Here is a 21750-nt window from a genome sequence, read left to right on the forward strand (position 1 = left end):
CCCAATCCACTTAAACGAATTATTGAGTAATCCATTCACCGTCAATTGAAAGAAAATATACTTTCATATAATGAAAAACCCGCTCTTGGCGGGCCCTTATTATCGATATTACAACAAGCTAGAGCGCAGCTAAACCCCGTTGCATATCCGCCTTTATATCATCGATGTCTTCAATACCTACTGACAAACGTATAAGGTTTTGATGAATACCCGCGGAAACACGATCCTCTTCACTCATACGTCCATGAGTTGTCGTAGAGGGATGAGTAATCGTAGTTTTCACATCACCTAAGTTCCCAGTGATCGATACCATAGTGGTCGCATCAATAAAGCGCCAAGCAGCCTCTTGACCACCTTTAACTTCAAATGAAAGCACGCCACCGAAACCTGATTGCTGTTTTTTAGCTAGCTCATGCTGAGGGTGGCTCTCTAATCCAGAGTAAAATACACGTTCAACACCCGTCTGCTCTTCGAGCCAGTTAGCGATCTCAAGAGCATTACGGCAATGGGCATCCATACGAATTTTCAATGTTTCTAAGCCTTTTAGAAAGACCCAAGCATTGAAGGGGCTCATACAAGCACCGCCAGTACGGATAAAGCCAAACACCTCTTCCATCTCTTTCTGCGCGCCAACAACTACACCACCCACACAACGCCCTTGTCCATCAAGGTACTTAGTCGCTGAATGAATAATGATGTCAGCCCCCTGTTTTAGCGGTTGCTGAAGAACCGGTGTACAGAAGCAGTTATCCACAACCAACAAAACATCATGCTTATGGGCAATCTCGGCCACAGCTGAAATATCGGTTAACTCAGCCAGTGGATTTGAGGGCGTTTCCAAAAATAGAATTTTGGTATTCTCTGTAATTGCATCTTCCCAACATCGAAGATCCGTTGGATCAACAAATGTCGTAGTAATACCCGTCCGAGATAGGTATTTCTCAAAAAGAGATACCGTTGACCCAAACACGCTCCGGGAGCATACAACATGATCCCCCACTTTCATTAGCGCGAGGCAAGTGCTTAAAATAGCGGCCATGCCGGATGATGTAGCTACTGCGCGCTCCCCCCCCTCAAGGGCAGCAATCCGTTCTTCAAAAAACTGCACTGTTGGGTTGGTAAAACGAGAGTAGATATTCCCCTCCTCTTCTCCACCAAAACGTGCAGCGGCCTCACGTGCGCTTGAAAATACAAAACTAGAGGTAGGATAGATAGGATCACTATGCTCCCCTTCAAGGGAGCGATGCTGACCTGCGCGCACAGCCAAGGTACCCAAATCATATCCTTCAGGATCAAATTGAATACGCTCTGCACGTTCATAATCAGAAATAGACATTAATAGCGCCTCTTAATCTATTTTACTGCATAGGTTTGAAGACTCATTACTACCCGCCTGTTTATTCTTGCCTTTAGCAGAGTCTTTACGGGCAGCTTTTAAGCGTTTCAAATAACCAGCATCAATATCACCGGCAACGTATTGACCGTCAAAAACACAGGTATCAAACGCAGTAATTTTTGGATTACCATCGGAAACTGACTTTTTCAGATCATCTAGTTCTTGATAGATCATCCAATCACAACCAATCTTTTTACCAATCTCTTCATCTGTTCGACCATGTGCAATAAGCTCTTCAGCCGCTGGCATATCAATACCGTAGACATTTGGATATTTAACTGGAGGCGCAGCTGATGCAAAATAAACTTTCTTAGCCCCAACATCACGAGCCATTTGAACAATTTGACTAGAAGTCGTGCCGCGAACAATAGAGTCATCCACTAACATTACAACTTTGTCTTTAAATTCCATACCAATTGGGTTCAGTTTTCGACGTACTGATTTCTTACGCTGAACTTGGCCAGGCATGATAAAAGTGCGGCCAATGTACCGGTTTTTGATAAAACCTTCGCGGAAAGTAACACCTAACTCTTTCGCCATCTCCATCGCCGATGTACGACTGGTATCAGGGATAGGAATAATGACATCAATATCATGATCAGGTCTTTCACGAATAATTTTATCGGCTAAATTTTTGCCCATTCGCATACGAGAAACATGTACATTGACCTCATCCATTATTGAATCAGGACGTGCTAGGTACACATATTCAAACAAACATGGTGCTAGCTTGGTCTTTTCCGCACATTGCTGAGTGAATACATTGCCATCCATATCAATATAGATCGCTTCACCCGGTGCGATATCGCGAACACGCTCAAAACCTGAAATATCTAGTGCTACACTCTCTGAAGCAACCATATATTCAGTCCCACTCTTAGTTTCACGCTTACCATAGATCAAAGGGCGGATACCATGAGGATCTCGAAACGCTAACATGCCATAGCCGGTGATCAACGCAACCGCAGCGTAACCACCTTTACAACGTTCATGCACACGCTGAACCGCAGCAAACATATCATCCGCTTGTGGTTTCAACTTACCTTGAAGTTGCAGCTCGTGAGCTAAAACATTTAACAGTACTTCAGAATCTGACGTGGTATTGATGTGACGAAGGTCTGCACGGAACATCTGTTCTGCAACATCTTCCGCATTAGTTAGATTACCATTGTGGGCAAGTGCTATCCCATAAGGTGAATTAACATAAAACGGTTGTGCTTCTGCAGAACTAGAACTTCCTGCGGTTGGATACCGAACATGGCCTATACCCACATTCCCTGCCAGACGTTTCATATGGCGGGTACGAAATACTTCGTTCACCAAGCCATTGTCTTTACGCAAAAAGAAACGGTTTCCCTCACAAGTTACCATGCCTGCTGCGTCTTGACCCCGGTGCTGCAATACAGTTAGGGCATCAAAAATAGTCTGGTTCACATTAGATTTGGCTACAATGCCAACAATCCCGCACATTAAAACTCACCTCAAAGTGCAAACTAAAGAAATTTAGCGTCCCGCATTCCAGATCATGCGGCCAACATCGCCCGCTACATCTTTCGTCCATGCTTCCATTAATAAGAAATGTGGAATCAACTGCGATTCCTTAAACCATTGATCATTGATCGCTGGAGTCATTCCAATCAATGCAACAATTGCTACGATAATTAAACCGCCTCTTGCTGCACCAAAACCTATACCTAAAATCCGGTCGGTTGCCGAAAGGCCTGTCGCTTCGACAAGAACCCCTATCAACTTATTGACCAAAGCCCCAACAATTAGTGCCGCTATAAAAAGAATAGCGAAGGCTGCGGCCAAACGTACTGATGGTGTCTGAATATAAGGTTCGAGTAAAAAAGACAGTGATTGACTAAACAATCGAGCCACTACAAACGCAGAAACCCAAGTAATCAGTGATAACGCCTCACGGACAAAGCCTCGTTTCAAACTAAATAAGCTTGAAATCCCTATAATCGTTAAGATAGTCCAGTCAGCCCAATTCATATCCACTGCTCAATGTAAAATTGCGCGCATTTTATCAGAGTTTCTAACACCACTAAACGTATTCTTACTGCGTCGTAAAGCGAACAATAATACCATTAAGTCCGAAGTCAGTTTTTAACTTCAATTTAAGTGTTTCTAATCTAGACTTTTGGAACTCAGGTCCAACATACACTTTGACTAAATCACCCTGCTTTCGGGTAAAAACTTTATGTCCTTCGGCGATCAATTGTTTGCGTAAACCTTTTGCATTAGCTTCATCTTTAAAACTAGCTAATTGTAAAGTCCAAGCAACTGGCACGCCTTGTTGATCTAAAACAGGTTGTTCTTTATGAATATCGATGTCGATTTTATGGTCTGCGGCTTCTTTATCTATCACTTTTTGTACATTCTCCGGTGCTTTAGGCAAAGGTACTGGTGACATTGGTTCCGCAGCTAATGATGTATCGGGTAATGCTTGATTCTGAGGTTGAATTCGTACAATTTCTGGACGTTCGGGCGCTTCTGGTATTTCAGATGTGAGATGACGTTCTTGATAGCCAGCCCCATCAAAAAAAATAGGAAAAACAATAACAGCGGAGACTAAAATCACAGCTAACCCTGTCAGCCGATATTTAATTTTTTGCTGCATTTACTCTTCCTTTCCTAATGCGGCCAGCGCAGCGCTGACAGTAAAAAACGATCCGGCAATAATAACATCACCAGACCTGTTGTGGTTATTTTTAAATAGATTTAAAGCATCAGCTACAGTGGAAAACTGCTTTACCGGCGTATTGCTAGGAAGAAACTCGGCTAACGCTGAAGCTTTTTGGCCTCTAGGTACATTTAGATCAACAAAATAGAGACAATCAACCTTAGGTGCCAACAACTCAATCACTTGACGACAATCTTTATCTGCAAGCATCCCGAGTACAAGAGTTACCTCACCTGTCATAGATTCAATTTTTTGACTTAAAAGTTCAGCAGCTTCAGGATTATGTGCAACATCTAACCAATAACGTGTATTACCTACTTCTATTAACTGCATTCGTCCGGTTAAGGTAGCTGTACCTATACCTGAACGAATAACTTCTTCATCCACCTTCAGACCTACACATTGAATGACTTGTAAAACTGTCGCGGCATTTTGAATAGGTAAATGGGGCAGAGGAATATTATGGATAAACAGCTTTTCTCCTACTGAAGATAGTCCTTGCCACGACCAACTATCCATTTCCTGCGTATAAGAGAACTCTTTTCCTGACTGAAATAACTGAGCGTCTAGCTCATTCGCAACGGAAGATACTGATAACGGAGGATTAAGATCACCACAAACTGCAGGCCTAGATGATCGAAATATACCTGCTTTTTCTCTGCCGATATCCTCTCTATTATCGCCCAGCCAATCTATATGATCGAGCGCAACAGTCGTTACCACCGCAACATCTGCATCGATTATATTGACAGCATCTAAGCGCCCACCCAACCCAACTTCTAGAAGTACCAAATCAAGTTTTAAGTCAGAAAAAATAAGCAAGGCCGCTAAAGCACCAAACTCAAAATAGGTCAAAGGTATTTGACCCCGAGCGTTATCTATTCTTGCAAAGACAGAACAAAGCAAACTATCAGATGCATTCACACCGTCTATTTTAACTCGTTCGTTATAATGAAGAAAATGAGGGGAGGTAAAACACCCGACAGAGTAACCTGCCTTGCGATAAATTGAATCAAGATAGCTGACTGTAGAGCCTTTACCGTTAGTTCCAGCAATAGTAATTACTTTGGAAGCGGAAAGGTCTATAGCTAATGAATTAGCAACCGTTTTAATACGTTCTAACCCAAGCTCAATTTCAGAAGGATGGCAACTTTCCATCCATGCAAGCCATTCAGTCAGAGTAAAATTTTTCGCCGTTTGATTCATAACTACTTAGTGATAGAAAACTAAAATGGCCGGCGTTTTCACGTCGGCCATTAAGATTATTGCTAATACTTAGTCATTAACAGGTGAAGGTGGTATTTCCGCATCAGAAACTACCTCTCCTTCAACAGTCTCAACTATAGGTACAGGACTCTCATGCACAAACTTGCGCAAAATTCTGGATAGGCCTGATCGCATTTCACTGCGATTAATAATCATATCCACTTGACCATGCTCTAATAGGAACTCACTACGCTGAAAACCTTCTGGTAGTTTTTCACGTACGGTTTGCTCTATTACACGCGGTCCAGCAAAGCCCATTAGCGCCTTAGGCTCAGCAATATTTAGATCGCCCAACATTGCCAGAGACGCGGAAACACCACCATAAACCGGATCAGTTAACACTGACAAGTAAGGTGTGCCTTGCAAGCGCAGCTTCTCAAGAATAGCACTCGTTTTTGCCATCTGGAAAAGAGAAAACAGCGCTTCCTGCATACGTGCCCCACCTGAGGCAGAAAAGCAAATAAAAGGTATATTCTCTTCAAGAGCAATATTAGCTGCACGAACAAAACGTTCACCCACAACCGCTCCCATAGAGCCACCCATAAAGCTGAACTCAAAAGCCACGGCTACAATTGGCATACCTTCGAGCTCACCGCGCATGGCAATCAGGGCATCTTTCTCCCCTGTCGCTTTTTGAGCGGCGGCTAAACGATCTTTATATTTTTTTGAGTCTCTGAATTTCAAGCGATCAATAGGCTCAATATCAACACCGATCTCTTGGCGATTAGCTTCATCCAGAAACAACTCCAAGCGACGACGCGCATGAAGACGCATGTGATGATCACATTTAGGACAAACATTCAGGTTTTTCTCTAATTCTGGACGATACAGAACAGATTCACACTTTGGGCACTTTTTCCAAAGTCCCTCAGGAATATTTGAACGTTTTTTCTCTGAACGTACCAGAGAAGGAACGATTTTTTCCAGCCAGTTACTCATTTTTTAAAACCCTAATTAGCTGTCCATTGCAATACGCATATCTTTTATAATTGCAGATACTTGCGGCGCTATCTGCCCATGCTCTTTCACTAGATCTGCGATCTTATTCACCAAAACACTGCCGACTATCACACCATCAGCTACTGCAGAAACAGCTTTTGCAGAATCGGCATCTTTTATCCCAAAGCCAACACCTAATGGTATATCTGTATATTGACGAATATCTTCTAGCTTATCGGCTACTTCCTGAACATTCAGTGAAGCCGATCCAGTGACACCTTTAACTGAAACATAATAAAGGTAACCGCTGCCATTTTCGCAGATATATTTAATACGTTCATCTTCAGTAGTAGGTGCGATTAAATAAATGGTATCTATGCCATGCGCCCGCATGATCTGATCAAAGTTATCAGACTCTTCAGGCGGCAGATCAACCGTTAATACACCATCAACACCCGCTTTTTTCGCTTCGTCCGCAAAGCGTTTGTAACCTATGATCTCTATAGGATTCAAATAGCCCATTAAGACAATCGGCGTAACGGTATCTTGTTTACGAAACTCCGCTACCATGTCCAAGACATCAAGCAAACGAGTATTGTGCTGTAATGCACGCTCGCAAGCTAATTGAATGACAGGGCCATCAGCCATAGGATCAGAGAAAGGCACTCCTAATTCAATTATATCAGCACCCGCTTCAACTAAACCATGTAAAAGGCCTACTGTTACACTCGGTGCAGGATCGCCTGCGGTTACATAAGGAATGAGCGCTTTGCGCCCTTCCGATTTTAGCTTTTCAAAGCTAGTACTTATACGACTCATAATTCAGTTCCCTCGCACAAATCAGATATTGATGCCATCGATCTGTGCGACCGTATGAATATCTTTATCACCACGACCAGATAGGTTGACCACAATGGTCTGATCCTTATCCATCTCTTTTGCCAATTTCATTGCATAAGCTACCGCATGGCTAGATTCAATGGCGGGCATTATACCTTCTATACGTGTCAAGGCACGGAAAGCATCCATCGCTTCATCATCTGTAGCATCTACATAAACAGCTCTGCCTATATCCTTAAGATAGGAATGTTCTGGCCCTACACCCGGATAATCCAAACCCGCGGATACTGAATGTGTACCAATAATCTGACCGGCATCGTCGGACATTAAGTAAGTACGATTACCATGTAAGACACCGGGGCTACCTGCTGATAGGGGAGCGGCATGCTGACCCGTTTGGATACCGTAACCACCCGCTTCAACACCAAACATTTTAACATCAGCATCTTCGATAAATGGATGAAACAGACCTATTGCATTTGAGCCACCACCCACACAAGCAACCAAAGCATCCGGTAAACGGCCTATTTGCGTCAAACATTGCTGACGCGCTTCACGTCCAATAACGCATTGGAAGTCACGCACAAGCTTGGGATAAGGATGAGGGCCTGCAGCAGTGCCGATAATATAAAATGTATCATCAACATTAGTTACCCAGTCGCGCATCGCTTCGTTCATGGCGTCTTTCAGTGTACGAGTGCCTGACTCGACAGCAATCACTTCTGCACCAAGAAGCTTCATACGATAAACATTAAGTGACTGTCGCTGAACATCTTCAGCACCCATATATACTTTGCACTCAAGGCCTAGGCGCGCAGCAACCGTTGCAGTCGCAACACCATGCTGCCCCGCTCCAGTCTCTGCAATTACACGCGGTTTACCGGTAAACTTAGCCAGTAATGCCTGGCCAATCGTATTATTAATTTTATGAGCACCCGTATGGTTCAAATCTTCACGTTTCAGATAGATCTGAGCGCCGCCCACCTTATCAGACAGGTGTGACGCATGATAAAGAGGTGAAGGGCGGCCTACATAATGAGCAAGGTCGCGGTCAAACTCTTCCTGAAACGCTGGATCTCGCCACAACTTTTCATAAGTTTCTTCTAACTGCTTAAGCGCAGCCATTAGAGTTTCGGAAACGAAACGCCCACCGTAAGGGCCAAAATGGCCTTTACTATCGGGCAACTGAGCAAGTGCTTTAAGATCGATATTAGTTGGCACGGGTTACCTCATTTATAAACTTATCAATTTTAACGGCATCTTTAATGCCTTTACTCTGCTCAACACCACCACTGACATCAATGGCAAATGGCTGAACAGCGCTTACTGCTTGCGCAACATTTTCACAGGTTAATCCTCCTGCCAATATAATTGGCGATGGATGTATTTTAGGGATCAGATCCCAATCAAATACTTCACCTGTGCCACCGGGAACACCGGGGCGGTATGCATCCAATAAAATAGCCTGACCTTCAGCGTATTTATGAGACTCTACATCTAGATCGAGACCCGGTTTCATACGCAACGCTTTTATATAAGGTCGAGAAAAGCTATTGCAAAAATCTGGAGTCTCATCACCGTGAAATTGCAGTAAATCTATACGTGTTTGTTTAATAACTAGATCAATGTATGCGGCATCAGCGTTAACAAATAACCCTGTCGTCGTTACAAAGGCGGGGAGCTGCCTAATAATAGCCGCAGCGGCCTCCGGCTCAATGGCACGCGGGCTCTTTGCATAAAAAACAAAGCCTAACGCATCAGCACCTGAGCTAACCGCTGCTAAAGCATCTTCAAGACGAGTAATGCCACATATTTTAACGCGCGTTCTATTCACTAGCTGAAATTTCACATGAAAAAGTCATTGAGTGCAGATCTTATCAGATTGCATCGCTTTACGTCAGTCAACTATGACAGGAAAAACGGACCTATTTTGGATTTTGGTAGAGCAAACTCATCAGGATACTTTGCATCCACAAAATAAAGCCCGAAAGGAGGCGCAGTCACCCCTCCTTTGCGTCGATCCTTTGCTTCTAAAACCTCTTTTGCCCAGATCGGCTCTGCCTCACCACTACCCACCGACATAAGAACCCCTGCAAAATTGCGTATCATATGATGCAAAAAGGCATTAGCACAGACGTCCAAAACAATTAAATGACCTGATTGATAGACTTCAAACTGCTTCACGGTACGTATAGGACTCTTAGCTTGGCAGCCAACAGCTCTATAAGAGGTAAAATCATGTTCACCAATCAAATACTGAGCCGCTTCAGCCATTCTAGCAACATCTAGATCTTTATAGGTCCATGTTACACCACGGGGCATTATCCCAGGCTTAACCGAATTACAGTAAATCAAGTACCTATAACGGCGCTCCAAAGCTGAAAACCTTGCATGAAACGTCGAACTCACCGGCGTCGCCCACTGGATTGCAATATCTTCAGGGAGATAGCTGTTAGTTCCCATTACCCATGCTCGATCAGCCCGTTCAATCGGGCTATCAAAGTGGATAATTTGATAAGTCGCATTCACTCTAGCATCTGTACGGCCCGCACAAACGACGCTGATAGGAGAATCTGCTATTTTTGAAAGCGCCTTTTGCACCTCTTCCTGAATACTGGGAACGTCCTCTTCTTTTTGAATCTGCCACCCTCTATAGGCGGCACCCGAATATTCAACGCACAAGGCATAACGATAAGGGGCGATCGAAATCGCCCCTTGAGAAGGGCCCGCAGGCCCATTATTCTTTTTCTTTGACATACTACTTTTCGTTAATGGATGTAATCAGCGCTTCAGCCTCAGCTTTCTGCTGTTCATTCCCTTCAGAAACAATCTCTTCAAGGATATCTTTAGCGCCATCAAGATCGTCCATATCCATATACGCACGCGCTAGATCAAGTTTAGTTTCAACTTCATCCGCACCTTCTAACAGGTTCAAACCTGCTAATTCGTCAAAATCTTCATCTTCTGACACATCGTCATCCTCAGCTGCAAGTTCTTCCAGCTCGATATCATCACTACTATTCAATAGAGCTTCTAACTCTGAATCTAGATCTGCTTCTAATTCATCAGCAACGCCTGACTCTAAACCTTCATCTTCAACGACCAGCTCTTCATCATCAACCAGTGAAGCAGCCTCAGAAGAATCCATTGCTAGATCTCCCGCATCTAAATCATCAAGCATGGCATCCAGTTCAGAAGCAGCATCTTCCTTATTTAGTTCTTCAAGCTCTGAATCACCCAGCTCATCAGAATCGTTCTCAACTGAAGCCAGCAACGCCTCTAAATCATCATCAGTAGAATCATCCTCTACTGACTCATCAATATCGACTAAGCCTTCCATTGGCTGATCATCAGGATCTTCATTGGCCGCTAACATAGCCTCAAGATCAGCTTCTGCATCTGATTCAGCGGAGGAATCTAGCTCTATATCAGAGGAATCCGTATCGACTTCATCCAGCTCACCAAGAATAGAATCAAGATCATCTTCATCCGTCTGCTCTGCAGCTTCATTAAGCTCATCTATATCTTCAGAAGACACTGAATTTAACAAGGTATCTAATTCATCAGCTTCGCTATCACTCTCTTCTGCAGAATCTTTCGCAGTAGGTTCTACAACGAAATCTAATCCATCATCAGCTAACTCAGCTTGCTCATCAACAGACTCCTCTGGCGCATCAATAACATCCGCCTCATCACCCATATCAAAGTCGATATCATCCAATTCTAAATCGATATCTGAATCATCTACAGCAGTATCTGAATCATCAACCTCGCCTAAAATATCATCAAGATCATCAGATTCTTCGTTGGTTTCACCTAATATATCATCTAAAGCATCAGGTTCACTTTCTGATGTAGTATCTTCTTCGATAAGATCATCATCTAAACCTAAATCGAATTCATCATCGTCTAAGATATCATCCAGATCATCAGGCCCACTCTCAGATTCAACTACCGGCAGTACGTCCCCAGCAGGATCTTCTTCCAGATCTAAATCCATGTCCATATCAAGATCTAGATCATCTAAATCGTCTAAATCATTGCTGTCACCTAGTTCTAAATCAGAATCTTCAAGTAGATCCGCTTCATCCCCTATATCCAGTTCTTCCGCAACCTCTTCAAGCTCAGGCTCATCCTCTGATTCAGGCTCAACTGCGAGTTCTTCTTCTGGAGCACTATTCAATTCATCTGGAACCTGCATCAATGCACTATCATCAGCGGGGTCTGAATCTTCCTCTTTACGGCGACGCATAAAGAATAGTAAGCCGGCTAATAACGCAACAACTGCCGCACCAATTCCCCCTAGCATTAGCGGGGAGCTGAAGAAACCTTTCTTTTCGGGTGCCGGTTTAGGTGCCGCTTCAGCAGCGACAACCTTGTTTTGCAGGACTGTTAGCTCATTATCTTTAAGCTCAAGCATCTCACGAAGCTTTTCCAGCTCATACTGAATAGCATCTAGTCGCTCATTCAGCTCTACGTTTTCACGTGTAATCCGATCTACATTCTCTAAAGATTCACTTAAGCGCGCCTCTAACTCTTCGTTACGCTCACTCAGCGCTAGAGTTTCATCATCGATCGCATCTTGAGCTTCAGGCAGCACTTCTTCTGGTGCCGAATCCGACTCAGCTTTTGCTTGATCAGTAGCTACGCCGTCTTCAGGCTCAAGCGTTTCTTTAGGTGTAACAATCTTTAATTCGGCAGACTTTTCATCTTCCGGCACTGGATCCGGTTGATCCGTTCCAGTCTCTTTATCTGGGGCCGGCTTTTCTTTCGACTCATCGATCGGTGCTACGGCAGCCGCTTCTGCTTTAGGTGCCGTCTTATTTTTCCATTGAGATGCTTGACGAACCACCTCTAGAGCAGCGTCTTGCTCATTTAGACGATTGATTTCATCTAATGTAGGTAGAGTTAAAACCGCACCAGACCTTAATCCGTTAATATTATTATCAACAAAGGCCTTAGGATTTTTTTTCTGCAAAGCGATCATCATCTTTTTTGCAGAGACGCTCTCGCTCGGACGATGCTTAATAACTATTGACCAAAGCGTGTCATTCTTACCAACCCGAACTTTACCGTCAGTTGCTCGATAGTTATTAGTGTTTGAACTTGTATTAGCAGGTTTTGTTTGCTTTGAAGCACTGCTAGTAGAAGAAGACGCAGATGGCTGCACTGTCTTACGAACAGGCGTAGGATCAAATACTGGCGGATCAAGTAGGAGTGTATATTCCCTAACTAGACGTCCATTAGGCCAATTCACTTCAACTAAGAAGTTAAGAAAAGGTTCCTTTACGGGCCTCGCTGATCGCATGGTTATCATACCCGTGCCATCAGGGTTAACTTTTACTTGAAAGCTAACATCAGTAAGAAATCGCGACTTAGAAAGTCCTGCCAATGCAAACTCATCAATATCAGCCATCCTAGGCTGTATTTGTAGTGGACCTAGCTTCCTCACCTGAAGAAGTTTGATCTCTGCATTGAGAGGCTCATTAAGTGCCGAATTAATTTTTATTTCGCCTAAACCAAGTGCATTAGCATTAGACGCGCCTATAATCCCTGCCACTGCAAGGCTGACTGCGAGTTTTCGCAACATCATCAGTATCCCTGTTCCCCTACCCACAAAACCCTACACTAATCCGAGGGTTGCGATTCCGAAATCTTCCCACAGTATTGTTTATAAACCACTTATTGGTCAAGGAAATACAAACACCTGTTTGCATTTCCTATGATATAAGCCCTTTAAATGTACTGTTGGACCAAAATTTCCGCTATTTGTACGCTGTTTAAGGCAGCTCCCTTTCTAACGTTATCGGCAACTATCCACATATTTATAGCATTTTCACAAGAAATATCTTCCCTAACACGACTAACGAATACATCATCATTCTTCGCTGCGTCACTTACTGCTGTAGCATATCCGCCATCAACCTGTTCATCAACCAACTCTATACCCGGAGATTGCACCATCAATTCTTTTACTTCTTCAGCACTGATACTATCCCAACATTCCAAGTGTACAGCCTCACTATGACCAAAGAAAACAGGTACACGGACACAGGTAGGATTAACGCTTAGCGCTTCATCGCCCAATATTTTCTGGGTCTCCCAAACCATTTTCATCTCTTCTCTTGTGTAGCCATTATCTTGGAAATCATCAATTTGCGGCAGCACATTAAAGGCGATCTGTTTAGGATAAACGTCATTTTCTGGCGTTTGAGCATTTAGCAGTTTGGCCGTTTGCCCTGCTAACTCTTCAATACCTTTTTTTCCACTACCTGATACTGCCTGATAGGTAGCAACATTAATTCTCTTTATTGAAGCATGACGGTGAATTGGAGCTAATGCCAAAAGCATCTGGATCGTAGAACAATTAGGATTAGCAATAATCCCTCGGTTACGGAAATCAGCAATACTTTCAGGATTAACCTCAGGAATAACCAACGGAACATCATATTCATACCGAAAGCAGGAGGTATTATCAATAACAATACAGCCTTGATCCGCTGCGGCTTGCGCATACTCCTCTGAAACCAACGATCCTGCCGTGAAGAAAGCAATCTGGGCAATAGAGAAGTCAAACTCATCTATATCAGTCACACGATACGATTTTTCACTAAATTGCATACTCTTCCCTACACTGTTACTACTTGCAAGCAAGAACAGCTCATCAACAGGAAACTCCCTTTGTTCCAAAATTTCTAATATAGTCTCACCAACAATACCTGTTGCGCCAACAACTGCAACTTTATAGCCTTGTTCCATTTTTTTCATACCCTAAAAACAAACCAGCCCGAACAAAGTCGGGCTAGTAAAAAATTTGATTCGTGCCAGAAAAGCTAATCTTCCAACAAGATTCTCAACATACGACGCAACGGCTCAGCCGCACCCCATAACAACTGATCACCTACGCTAAATGCATTTAGAAATTCATCGCCTAAATTCATTTTGCGCAAACGACCTATAGGCACACTCAATGTCCCAGTCACTTTAGCTGGTGTTAACTCTTGCTCCGTTATATCGCGTTCATTAGGTACAACCTTAACCCAATCATTCGCTTCTGCCAGCATAGACTCGATCTCATCCATTGGCACATTTTGTTTCAGTTTGATGGTAAATGCTTGGCTATGACACCGCATTGCACCAATACGAACACACGTACCATCAATAGGAATCGGTCTATCGTCTAAACCAAGAATCTTGTTAGTTTCAGCATAAGCCTTCCACTCTTCACGGCTCTGACCGTTTTCAAGCTTAGTATCGATCCATGGAATCAAAGAGCCCGCCAAAGGTACACCAAAATTATCGACCGGCATCGCGTCACTACGAATCGTTTCAGCCACTTGACGGTCTATATTAAGAATAGCACTGGCTGGATTTGCTAAATCGGTCGCTACAGAATCGTTGATCACCCCCATTTGGGAGATCAATTCACGCATATGACGCGCACCGCCACCTGAAGCAGCCTGATAGGTCATAGATGTCATCCACTCAATCTGATCTGCTTGGAACAAACCACCTAGACCCATAAGCATTAGTGATACAGTGCAGTTACCACCGACAAAGGTTTTAACGCCGCTGCTCAAGCCATCTTTGATGACATTTATGTTAACGGGGTCTAGCACGATAATCGCACTATCATCCATACGCAAAGAAGAGGCAGCATCGATCCAATAACCATCCCAACCAGCTGAACGCAGGTCAGTGTAAACCTGTTTCGTGTAGTCACCACCTTGGCAGGAAATAATGGCATCCATCTGTTTAAGCTCTTCAATAGATGCTGCATCTTTCAACGCTGGAATATCTTTACCAATATCTGGACCAGCCTGTCCTACCTGAGAAGTAGTGAAGAAGACCGGCTCTTCGATGTGATCGAAATCTCGTTCTTCTATCATGCGTTGCATTAACACGGAACCAACCATTCCGCGCCAGCCAACAAAACCTACACGTTTCATCAAATTCACCAAAAAATTCGGGTTCAAATAAACACAAAATCGGCTCCAAAAGTAAATTACTACCTCTGGAACCGACAAGGACGAACATTATGCAATAAAACCGTGTTAGACGCTATAATTGAGCTTATCTATCAAGGTTCTATTTCACAGCTCAACTAAGTGCTGCAACCACCGCATCACCCATCTCTGAAGTAGAGACTTTCTGCATACCTTCAGACCAAATATCCCCTGTACGGAAGTTTTGATCTAGCACGGTGCTAACTGCTTTTTCAATACGATCAGCACTATCACTTGCACCTAAGGAGTAGCGTAACATCATCGCTGCAGACAAGATGGTAGCTAATGGGTTAGCAAGGCCTTGCCCAGCAATATCAGGTGCAGAACCGTGGCATGGCTCGTACATGCCTTTACCATCCACATCAAGAGAAGCCGAAGGCAACATACCGATAGACCCCGTTAGCATTGCGGCGGCATCAGACAGAATATCACCAAACATATTGCCGGTTACCATTACATCGAACTGCTTAGGTGCACGTACTAACTGCATTGCAGCGTTATCTACATACATATGGCTAAGCTCGACTTCCGGATATTCCTTAGCAAGCTCTTCCATTATTTCGCGCCATAGAACAGTTACTTCCAATACATTAGCTTTATCGACAGAACAAAGGCGCTTATCACGAGCCATCGCCGCTTCAAAGGCCACACGACCAATGCGACGAATCTCATTCTCATCATAAACATAGGTATTGTAGCCTTCACGAATACCACCCTCTTTCTCACGAATACCCCGCGGCTGACCAAAGTAAATGCCGCCCGTTAATTCACGTACAATCAGAATATCAAGGCCCGAAACAATTTCTGGTTTCAGCGAAGAGGCATGAGCCAGCTGAGGGTACAAAATAGCTGGGCGCAAGTTACCAAACAGCCCCAAATTAGAACGAATACCTAACAGCCCTTTTTCAGGACGGATCTGGAAATCAGGGTTAGTATCCCACTGTGGTCCACCCACGGCTCCTAACAAAATAGCATCTGCAGCTTTAGCCGCGGCAAGCGTCGCTTCAGGAAGCGGCACACCATCAGCATCAATAGCAGCACCGCCGACAAGCGCTTCTGTCAACTCAAGACCTAAATTATCCTGCGCATTTACCAACTCTAAAACACGACGAGCTTCAGTTACAATTTCAGGACCTATACCATCACCTGGCAGGATCAATACATTCTTAGACATCTACTTAACCTTTCCTTCATCTTACGATTGCAAGATTTAAAATTTTTATCTACTTATGCTGGAATGAACAAACATAAAAACGATTACTGAATAGCACCAAACAACCAAGGCGCCTCTGCTTTACGCTTAGCTTCATAAGCCTTAATTTCATCAGCATGCTGAAGAGTTAGCCCTATATCATCTAAACCATTAAGCAAGCAGTGTTTACGAAAGCCATCAATATCAAAGGCTATCTCTTCGCCTGATGGTGTAACAACAACCTGTTTTTCAAGATTAATCGTTAACTGATAACCTTCAGATGCTTCCACTTCAGTAAACAACTGATCGACTTGCTCATCACTAAGAACAATAGGTAACAGGCCATTTTTGAAACAATTATTATAGAAGATCTCAGCGAAGCTCGGCGCAATCACAGAGCGAATCCCAAAATCTTCTAACGCCCAAGGGGCATGCTCACGGCTTGAACCGCAACCAAAGTTCTCGCGCGCCAACAATACACTTGCGCCCTGATAACGGGCTTTATTCAGTACAAAGTCTTCATTTAATGGGCGACCCGTACATTCTTGATCAGGCTGTCCCTCATCTAGATAACGCAACTCATCAAATAAATTCTTACCGAACCCTGAGCGTTTAATCGACTTCAAAAACTGCTTTGGGATGATCATGTCAGTATCGATATTTGCTCGATCAAGCGGAGCAGCAATACCTGTATGCAAAGTAAACTTATTCATTAGGCTCTCCTCGATACCTTAAATTAACCATTTGCCTGAAGTAATTCACGCACATCAACGAAATGCCCAGTCACGGCAGCAGCAGCAGCCATTGCAGGACTCACTAAATGAGTACGTCCACCAAAGCCTTGGCGACCCTCAAAGTTACGGTTAGAGGTCGATGCACAATGCTCACCATTGCCTAACTTATCAGGATTCATTGCTAGACACATTGAGCAACCCGGCTCTCTCCACTCCAAACCCGCTTCAATAAAAATCTTATCCAATCCCTCTTCTTCCGCTTGGGTTTTCACCAAACCAGAACCTGGTACAACCAGCGCTTGAATAATATTGCTTGCAACTTTACGCCCTTCCACTACTTTCGCCGCATCGCGCAGATCTTCAATACGTGAGTTTGTACAAGAACCGATAAATACACGATCAAGCTTGATATCAGTAATTTTCTGATCGGCTTCAAGGCCCATGTATTTTAATGCTCGATTAATACCGTCTATTTTCACAGAATCCGTTTCATTAGCTGGATTTGGTACTTGATCGCTTACACCTACAACCATCTCAGGGGATGTACCCCAAGTCACTTGAGGCTCAATATCACTACCATTAATCGCGACGACCTCATCAAACTCAGCATCCGCATCAGAAACTAATGTTTTCCATGCTTTAACAGCAAGATCCCACTGTTCACCTTTAGGTGAAAATGGACGACCTTCAACATAATCCAATGTGATTTTATCTACAGCGACCAGACCTACACGAGCACCTGCTTCAATCGCCATATTACAGACCGTCATACGCCCTTCCATAGACATATTGCGGAATACTTCGCCACCAAACTCAATGGCATACCCTGTTCCACCAGCTGTACCAATTACACCAATAACATGCAAGACAACATCTTTAGGTGTAACACCAATGCCCAACTCACCATCAACACGCACTAGCATGTTTTTCATTTTTTTGGTGATCAAACACTGTGTTGCCAATACATGCTCAACTTCTGAGGTACCTACACCATGAGCAAGTGCCCCAAGTGCACCTAAAGTTGCTGTGTGTGAATCACCACAAACAGCCGTTACGCCTGGAAGAATAGCGCCCTGCTCTGGTGCCATTACATGAACGATACCTTGACGGTGATCATTCATTTTAAATTCAAGAATGCCAAATTCATTGCAGTTTTCATCTAAGGTTTTAACCTGGATTTTAGAGACAGGATCAACGATCAAATCTACACCACCGGAACGCTCGGTAGTCGGCACATTATGATCCGGCGTTGCGATATTGGCATCAATTCTCCATGGCTTACGACCCGCAATTCTTAGCCCTTCAAACGCCTGCGGCGATGTCACTTCATGCAGTACCTGACGGTCAATATAAAGCAACGAACTACCGTCATCATTGGTACGCACTAAATGCGCATCAAATAATTTGTCATATAATGTTTGTCCAGCCATGGGAACTCACCTCACTCTCTTCTTATATTGATAGATCCGCCCAAAGAGCCTATCAATTTTTTGTATGTCGCCATCCTAGTGTAGATAATTGCACAACACAAATTCATATTTTTAATAGTTTGCATTCCCAAAAGGAATAGATAAGATCTAGCTAAGTTTCTGGAGCAAAAAAATGGACACAAACACCCTACAAGCTTTTATAGCCGTTGCCGAAAGCAGCTCTTTCTCAAAAGCAGCAGATCACCTTTATTTAACTCAATCAGCTATAAGCAAACGTATTGCGCTACTGGAAGATCAGCTAAACAGTAAGCTATTTGATCGTATCGGACGTACCGTTTCATTAACAGAAGCAGGAAATGCTCTGCTACCTAGAGCAAAAGATATACTGCTACAATTAGATGATGCTAAAAGAACGATTGGGAATCTTACTGCAGGCGAAGTCACCGGAGGGTTATCGCTCGCAGCAAGTCATCATATAAGCCTACATAGGCTACCACCACACTTAAAGCAGTTCTCTAAAGAATACCCAAAGGTAGAACTCGATCTACAGTTTGCGGAATCTGAAGTCGCTTACGAAGGCGTATTAAAAGGAGACTTTGAACTCGCGCTGATCACACTCTCTCCAGAACCGGATCCATCCATACATTCTGACCTTATCTGGGATGATTTACTCATGTACGTAGTCTCTAAAGACCACCCTTTAGCGAAAAAAGACCAAATCAGTCTAGAAGAGTTAACCCATTACAATGCAATATTACCTAGTAGTAATACATTTACTCGCTCTTTAGTTGAAACATTGTTTCTGCAACATGAATTAATATTAAATGTAACGATGTCGACAAATTATCTAGATACCATAAGAATGATGGTCACAATTGGCTTAGGCTGGAGCCTTTTACCACAAAGTTTAGTTGGAGAGGAGCTCAAGGTACTTAATGTTGTTGATTCAGAGCCTGTTCATCGTAATTTGGGCATTATCTATCATAGAAACAGAACACTATCTAATGCAGCTAGTCATCTAGTAGAGATGCTAAAGTCCCAACGATAATCTAATGTCAGCCGCTGCAGGATGTAATAAGATAAGTCTACTTAGCAACGCCGGAGAGATGGAACTGATGGAAAATAGCGGCTTAAACATTGAAGCCTTGCTGGATGCCCAAAAAACATACTGGAAGAGCATTTCTTCTGGTAGCGATGTTCAATCACCTGAAGAATGGGCTGAATTTATTGCTAAGAACCAAAAAAAGGTCCATCAAGAAGTACCTCAACAATTTTCGCAACTGCTCGATATACTCGGTGCACAATCAAGCAATTTCACTCAGTACGGTGAGCAATTGCTTAAGCAGTACAAAGAAGGCGGCGAACAACACTTAAATGAAGCTGTTTTGCATTTCCAACAATATATGCAACAGCAAACGTCAGACGCGCTGATGCAACAATGGCAGTTTCCTGAACAGTTTGCCGCACTGTTTAAAACTCACAGTTTTCAAGATGACCTGTTTTTTGAGAATCCGTTTATTAGCGGTATGAAAAGTTTATTAGAAACACCGGTTGTAGGCACCCAAAGAGAAACACAAGAGCAGTTAAGAGAAGCCATTAAATTAACGATGGAATATCAAGAAGCTTTACAGGACTATGTAAAACATTACAGTTCTATCAATAAAAGCGCCTCTAATCAGATGCTAAAAACACTGACGAATGGCGATACAAAAATCTCCAGCTTGCAACAGCTACATGATATTTGGGTCGATGCATACGAATCCGCTTATACCAAAACGATACTAACCGATGTTTACCAGCGAGCGCATGGCCGTATCAGCAACGCCCTAATGCGACTTAAAAAGTTTGTCCAAGATGTACGAGACATACACTTTCAATCTGTCGGCCTAGCGACACATAAAGGGCTAGACACAGCACTGCAGCGCCAACATAAGCTTCGTAAGGAGATGAGGGCCAATCGCCGCGATTTCGTCCAATTGCAACAACAAGTCGATAAATTACAAACTGATTCCACAACCGCGATGCTAGTAGAACTTAAAAATGAGGTTGCTGCTTTAAAAAAAGAGCTGGCGACACTAAAAAAAGCAGTTAAAGGGTAATCGGTTATGAACGGATTCGATCTTGATATAGCCACCGTATCTCAGGAACTCTTTGAGTTTAATCGGAAACTATTAAAAAGCTATAATACGCTCGCCCAACTTAAAAAGGTTGATGTCGACTCCACCCCTTATGATGTAATCTACAAAGAAGACAAACTGAAACTTCGTTATTATCAGGCTACGTCAGAGAAGCGCTGTAAAACCCCTTTATTGATCTGCTACGCACTGGTGAACCGCCCTTATATGATCGATCTAGAAGCAAAGCGATCGATGCTGCAACGCTTATTAGAGCTAGGTTTAGATATCTACCTGATTGACTGGGGCTACCCGGATGCGGCTGATCGTTATTTAGATCTCGACGATTACATCAATGAGTATATCAATAATTGTGTTGATTCTGTGCTCCAACACGCTGAAACAGAGCAAACAAACCTGCTTGGTATCTGCCAAGGTGGGACTTTTAGCTTATGCTACACAGCACTAAACCCAGATAAAATTAAAAACCTTATTCCCATGGTTACGCCCGTTGACTTTCAAACTGACGACAACCTACTTTATCACTTAGCCAAATATGTTGACGCTGATCTGGCTGTTGAAACTTATGGGAATATACCCGGCAGTATGCTGAATGATTCCTACAATTCTTTAATGCCGATGCGCTTAGGGGTACAGAAAAACTTAGGTATGCCAAACCAACTCGAAGACAAAGAGCGTGCGTTAAGCTTTTTACGCATGGAGAAGTGGATCTACGATAGCCCCGATCAGGCGGGGGAAGCTTTTCGGCAGTTTATCACTCAATTTTTTCAACAGAACAAGCTAATTAAGGCTGAGGCAATGATCGGCGATAAACGCGTTGACTTAGCCAATATAACCCATCCAATACTTAATATTTTTGGCAGTTTCGATCACCTAGTCCCACCAAACGCATCAAAAGTACTTAATAAGTACGTTTCATCCTCTGATTACCAAGCGATAGAGGTGAAGGCTGGCCATATTGGTGTTTTTGTATCAGGTAAATCTCAAACACAAGTTGCACCTAATATTGCTGATTGGTTGGTGAATAGAGATTAAACCTCTTATATATCAACACGAAAGAATAAAAATCGCTAAAAAATTAAACAGGAATGCGTTTAACCAAACGATATTACTGTAATTTTTT

The 21750-nt window shown here is 43.2% G+C and carries 19 protein-coding genes; 3 read left to right on the top strand and 16 right to left on the bottom strand.

Features of this window, described 5'->3' with window-relative positions:
* Positions 1-118: 118 nt before the first annotated feature.
* The 16 genes from ACOQOE_RS12335 to leuC all read right to left on the bottom strand — a co-directional run bounded on the left by ACOQOE_RS12335 (position 119) and on the right by leuC (position 18492).
* Positions 119-1336, bottom strand: a complete 1218-nt coding sequence (locus ACOQOE_RS12335) for an O-succinylhomoserine sulfhydrylase (protein WP_067864033.1) — start codon at positions 1334-1336, stop codon at positions 119-121.
* Between the two features lie 12 nt (positions 1337-1348).
* Positions 1349-2866, bottom strand: coding sequence for an amidophosphoribosyltransferase (gene purF, locus ACOQOE_RS12340; protein ID WP_067864030.1), 1518 nt, complete (start codon positions 2864-2866; stop codon positions 1349-1351).
* Positions 2867-2899: 33 nt separating this feature from the next.
* Positions 2900-3394 carry a CvpA family protein gene (locus ACOQOE_RS12345; RefSeq protein ID WP_067864027.1) on the bottom strand — a complete coding sequence of 165 codons (495 nt, stop codon included), beginning with the start codon at positions 3392-3394 and terminating at the stop codon, positions 2900-2902.
* 64 nt (positions 3395-3458) lie between these two features.
* A complete protein-coding gene (locus tag ACOQOE_RS12350) occupies positions 3459-4022 on the bottom strand; it encodes an SPOR domain-containing protein (protein ID WP_420554144.1) in 564 nt (187 codons plus the stop codon).
* Complete coding sequence (gene folC / locus ACOQOE_RS12355; protein ID WP_420554145.1) at positions 4023-5243, bottom strand: bifunctional tetrahydrofolate synthase/dihydrofolate synthase; 1221 nt, start codon at positions 5241-5243, stop codon at positions 4023-4025.
* Between the two features lie 117 nt (positions 5244-5360).
* Positions 5361-6290, bottom strand: a complete 930-nt coding sequence (gene accD / locus ACOQOE_RS12360; protein ID WP_067864018.1) for an acetyl-CoA carboxylase, carboxyltransferase subunit beta — start codon at positions 6288-6290, stop codon at positions 5361-5363.
* A gap of 15 nt (positions 6291-6305) precedes the next feature.
* Positions 6306-7109 (bottom strand): tryptophan synthase subunit alpha, encoded by an 804-nt coding sequence (gene trpA, locus ACOQOE_RS12365; RefSeq protein WP_420554146.1) that lies wholly within the window; start codon positions 7107-7109, stop codon positions 6306-6308.
* A 21-nt stretch (positions 7110-7130) separates the two neighbouring features.
* Positions 7131-8351: a tryptophan synthase subunit beta gene (trpB, locus tag ACOQOE_RS12370; protein WP_067864012.1), complete on the bottom strand. Its 1221-nt coding sequence runs from the start codon at positions 8349-8351 to the stop codon at positions 7131-7133.
* Positions 8341-8979 (bottom strand): phosphoribosylanthranilate isomerase, encoded by a 639-nt coding sequence (locus ACOQOE_RS12375; RefSeq protein ID WP_420554147.1) that lies wholly within the window; start codon positions 8977-8979, stop codon positions 8341-8343. The genes trpB and ACOQOE_RS12375 overlap by 11 nt, the downstream gene beginning before the upstream one ends.
* A 56-nt stretch (positions 8980-9035) precedes the next feature.
* Positions 9036-9887, bottom strand: a complete 852-nt coding sequence (gene truA / locus ACOQOE_RS12380; RefSeq protein ID WP_067864009.1) for a tRNA pseudouridine(38-40) synthase TruA — start codon at positions 9885-9887, stop codon at positions 9036-9038.
* A 1-nt stretch (position 9888) separates the two neighbouring features.
* Positions 9889-12723, bottom strand: coding sequence for a FimV/HubP family polar landmark protein (locus ACOQOE_RS12385; protein WP_420554148.1), 2835 nt, complete (start codon positions 12721-12723; stop codon positions 9889-9891).
* A 143-nt stretch (positions 12724-12866) separates the two neighbouring features.
* On the bottom strand, positions 12867-13889 hold the full coding sequence (locus ACOQOE_RS12390) for an aspartate-semialdehyde dehydrogenase (RefSeq protein ID WP_420554149.1): 1023 nt from the start codon (positions 13887-13889) through the stop codon (positions 12867-12869).
* Between the two features lie 74 nt (positions 13890-13963).
* Positions 13964-15079, bottom strand: a complete 1116-nt coding sequence (asd, locus tag ACOQOE_RS12395; protein WP_420554150.1) for an aspartate-semialdehyde dehydrogenase — start codon at positions 15077-15079, stop codon at positions 13964-13966.
* A 151-nt stretch (positions 15080-15230) separates the two neighbouring features.
* Positions 15231-16310, bottom strand: a complete 1080-nt coding sequence (gene leuB / locus ACOQOE_RS12400) for a 3-isopropylmalate dehydrogenase (RefSeq protein WP_067863997.1) — start codon at positions 16308-16310, stop codon at positions 15231-15233.
* An 83-nt stretch (positions 16311-16393) separates the two neighbouring features.
* Positions 16394-17041: a 3-isopropylmalate dehydratase small subunit gene (leuD, locus tag ACOQOE_RS12405; protein WP_420554151.1), complete on the bottom strand. Its 648-nt coding sequence runs from the start codon at positions 17039-17041 to the stop codon at positions 16394-16396.
* Positions 17042-17064: 23 nt separating this feature from the next.
* Positions 17065-18492, bottom strand: a complete 1428-nt coding sequence (leuC, locus tag ACOQOE_RS12410; protein ID WP_420554152.1) for a 3-isopropylmalate dehydratase large subunit — start codon at positions 18490-18492, stop codon at positions 17065-17067.
* Between the two features lie 172 nt (positions 18493-18664).
* Here leuC and ACOQOE_RS12415 point away from each other — a divergent pair, with 172 nt between their 5' ends.
* Genes ACOQOE_RS12415 through phaC form a run of 3 tightly spaced genes read left to right on the top strand, consistent with a single transcriptional unit; the run spans position 18665 to position 21662 of the window.
* Positions 18665-19540 (top strand): LysR family transcriptional regulator, encoded by an 876-nt coding sequence (locus ACOQOE_RS12415; RefSeq protein ID WP_067863988.1) that lies wholly within the window; start codon positions 18665-18667, stop codon positions 19538-19540.
* A 4-nt stretch (positions 19541-19544) separates the two neighbouring features.
* Positions 19545-20591: a poly(R)-hydroxyalkanoic acid synthase subunit PhaE gene (locus ACOQOE_RS12420; RefSeq protein ID WP_082792349.1), complete on the top strand. Its 1047-nt coding sequence runs from the start codon at positions 19545-19547 to the stop codon at positions 20589-20591.
* Positions 20592-20597: 6 nt separating this feature from the next.
* Positions 20598-21662 (top strand): class III poly(R)-hydroxyalkanoic acid synthase subunit PhaC, encoded by a 1065-nt coding sequence (phaC, locus tag ACOQOE_RS12425; RefSeq protein ID WP_420554153.1) that lies wholly within the window; start codon positions 20598-20600, stop codon positions 21660-21662.
* The last annotated feature ends 88 nt before the right edge of the window (positions 21663-21750 follow it).

The sequence above is a fragment of the Neptuniibacter marinus genome (genome assembly GCF_965223595.1).
In the GTDB taxonomy this organism is placed as follows: domain Bacteria; phylum Pseudomonadota; class Gammaproteobacteria; order Pseudomonadales; family Balneatricaceae; genus Neptuniibacter; species Neptuniibacter marinus.

What these genes read in the sequence shown, in the direction of transcription:
- trpA (WP_420554146.1), bottom strand. Translation starts at nt 7,109, where the DNA reads ATGAGTCGTATAAGTACTAGCTTTGAAAAGCTAAAATCGGAAGGGCGC.
- phaC (WP_420554153.1), top strand. Translation starts at nt 20,598, where the DNA reads ATGAACGGATTCGATCTTGATATAGCCACCGTATCTCAGGAACTCTTT.
- ACOQOE_RS12390 (WP_420554149.1), bottom strand. Translation starts at nt 13,889, where the DNA reads ATGGAACAAGGCTATAAAGTTGCAGTTGTTGGCGCAACAGGTATTGTT.
- leuD (WP_420554151.1), bottom strand. Translation starts at nt 17,041, where the DNA reads ATGAATAAGTTTACTTTGCATACAGGTATTGCTGCTCCGCTTGATCGA.
- ACOQOE_RS12415 (WP_067863988.1), top strand. Translation starts at nt 18,665, where the DNA reads ATGGACACAAACACCCTACAAGCTTTTATAGCCGTTGCCGAAAGCAGC.
- truA (WP_067864009.1), bottom strand. Translation starts at nt 9,887, where the DNA reads ATGTCAAAGAAAAAGAATAATGGGCCTGCGGGCCCTTCTCAAGGGGCG.
- leuB (WP_067863997.1), bottom strand. Translation starts at nt 16,310, where the DNA reads ATGTCTAAGAATGTATTGATCCTGCCAGGTGATGGTATAGGTCCTGAA.
- purF (WP_067864030.1), bottom strand. Translation starts at nt 2,866, where the DNA reads ATGTGCGGGATTGTTGGCATTGTAGCCAAATCTAATGTGAACCAGACT.
- folC (WP_420554145.1), bottom strand. Translation starts at nt 5,243, where the DNA reads ATGGAAAGTTGCCATCCTTCTGAAATTGAGCTTGGGTTAGAACGTATT.
- accD (WP_067864018.1), bottom strand. Translation starts at nt 6,290, where the DNA reads ATGAGTAACTGGCTGGAAAAAATCGTTCCTTCTCTGGTACGTTCAGAG.
- ACOQOE_RS12385 (WP_420554148.1), bottom strand. Translation starts at nt 12,723, where the DNA reads ATGATGTTGCGAAAACTCGCAGTCAGCCTTGCAGTGGCAGGGATTATA.
- ACOQOE_RS12345 (WP_067864027.1), bottom strand. Translation starts at nt 3,394, where the DNA reads ATGAATTGGGCTGACTGGACTATCTTAACGATTATAGGGATTTCAAGC.
- asd (WP_420554150.1), bottom strand. Translation starts at nt 15,079, where the DNA reads ATGAAACGTGTAGGTTTTGTTGGCTGGCGCGGAATGGTTGGTTCCGTG.
- ACOQOE_RS12335 (WP_067864033.1), bottom strand. Translation starts at nt 1,336, where the DNA reads ATGTCTATTTCTGATTATGAACGTGCAGAGCGTATTCAATTTGATCCT.
- ACOQOE_RS12350 (WP_420554144.1), bottom strand. Translation starts at nt 4,022, where the DNA reads ATGCAGCAAAAAATTAAATATCGGCTGACAGGGTTAGCTGTGATTTTA.
- ACOQOE_RS12420 (WP_082792349.1), top strand. Translation starts at nt 19,545, where the DNA reads ATGTCAGCCGCTGCAGGATGTAATAAGATAAGTCTACTTAGCAACGCC.
- leuC (WP_420554152.1), bottom strand. Translation starts at nt 18,492, where the DNA reads ATGGCTGGACAAACATTATATGACAAATTATTTGATGCGCATTTAGTG.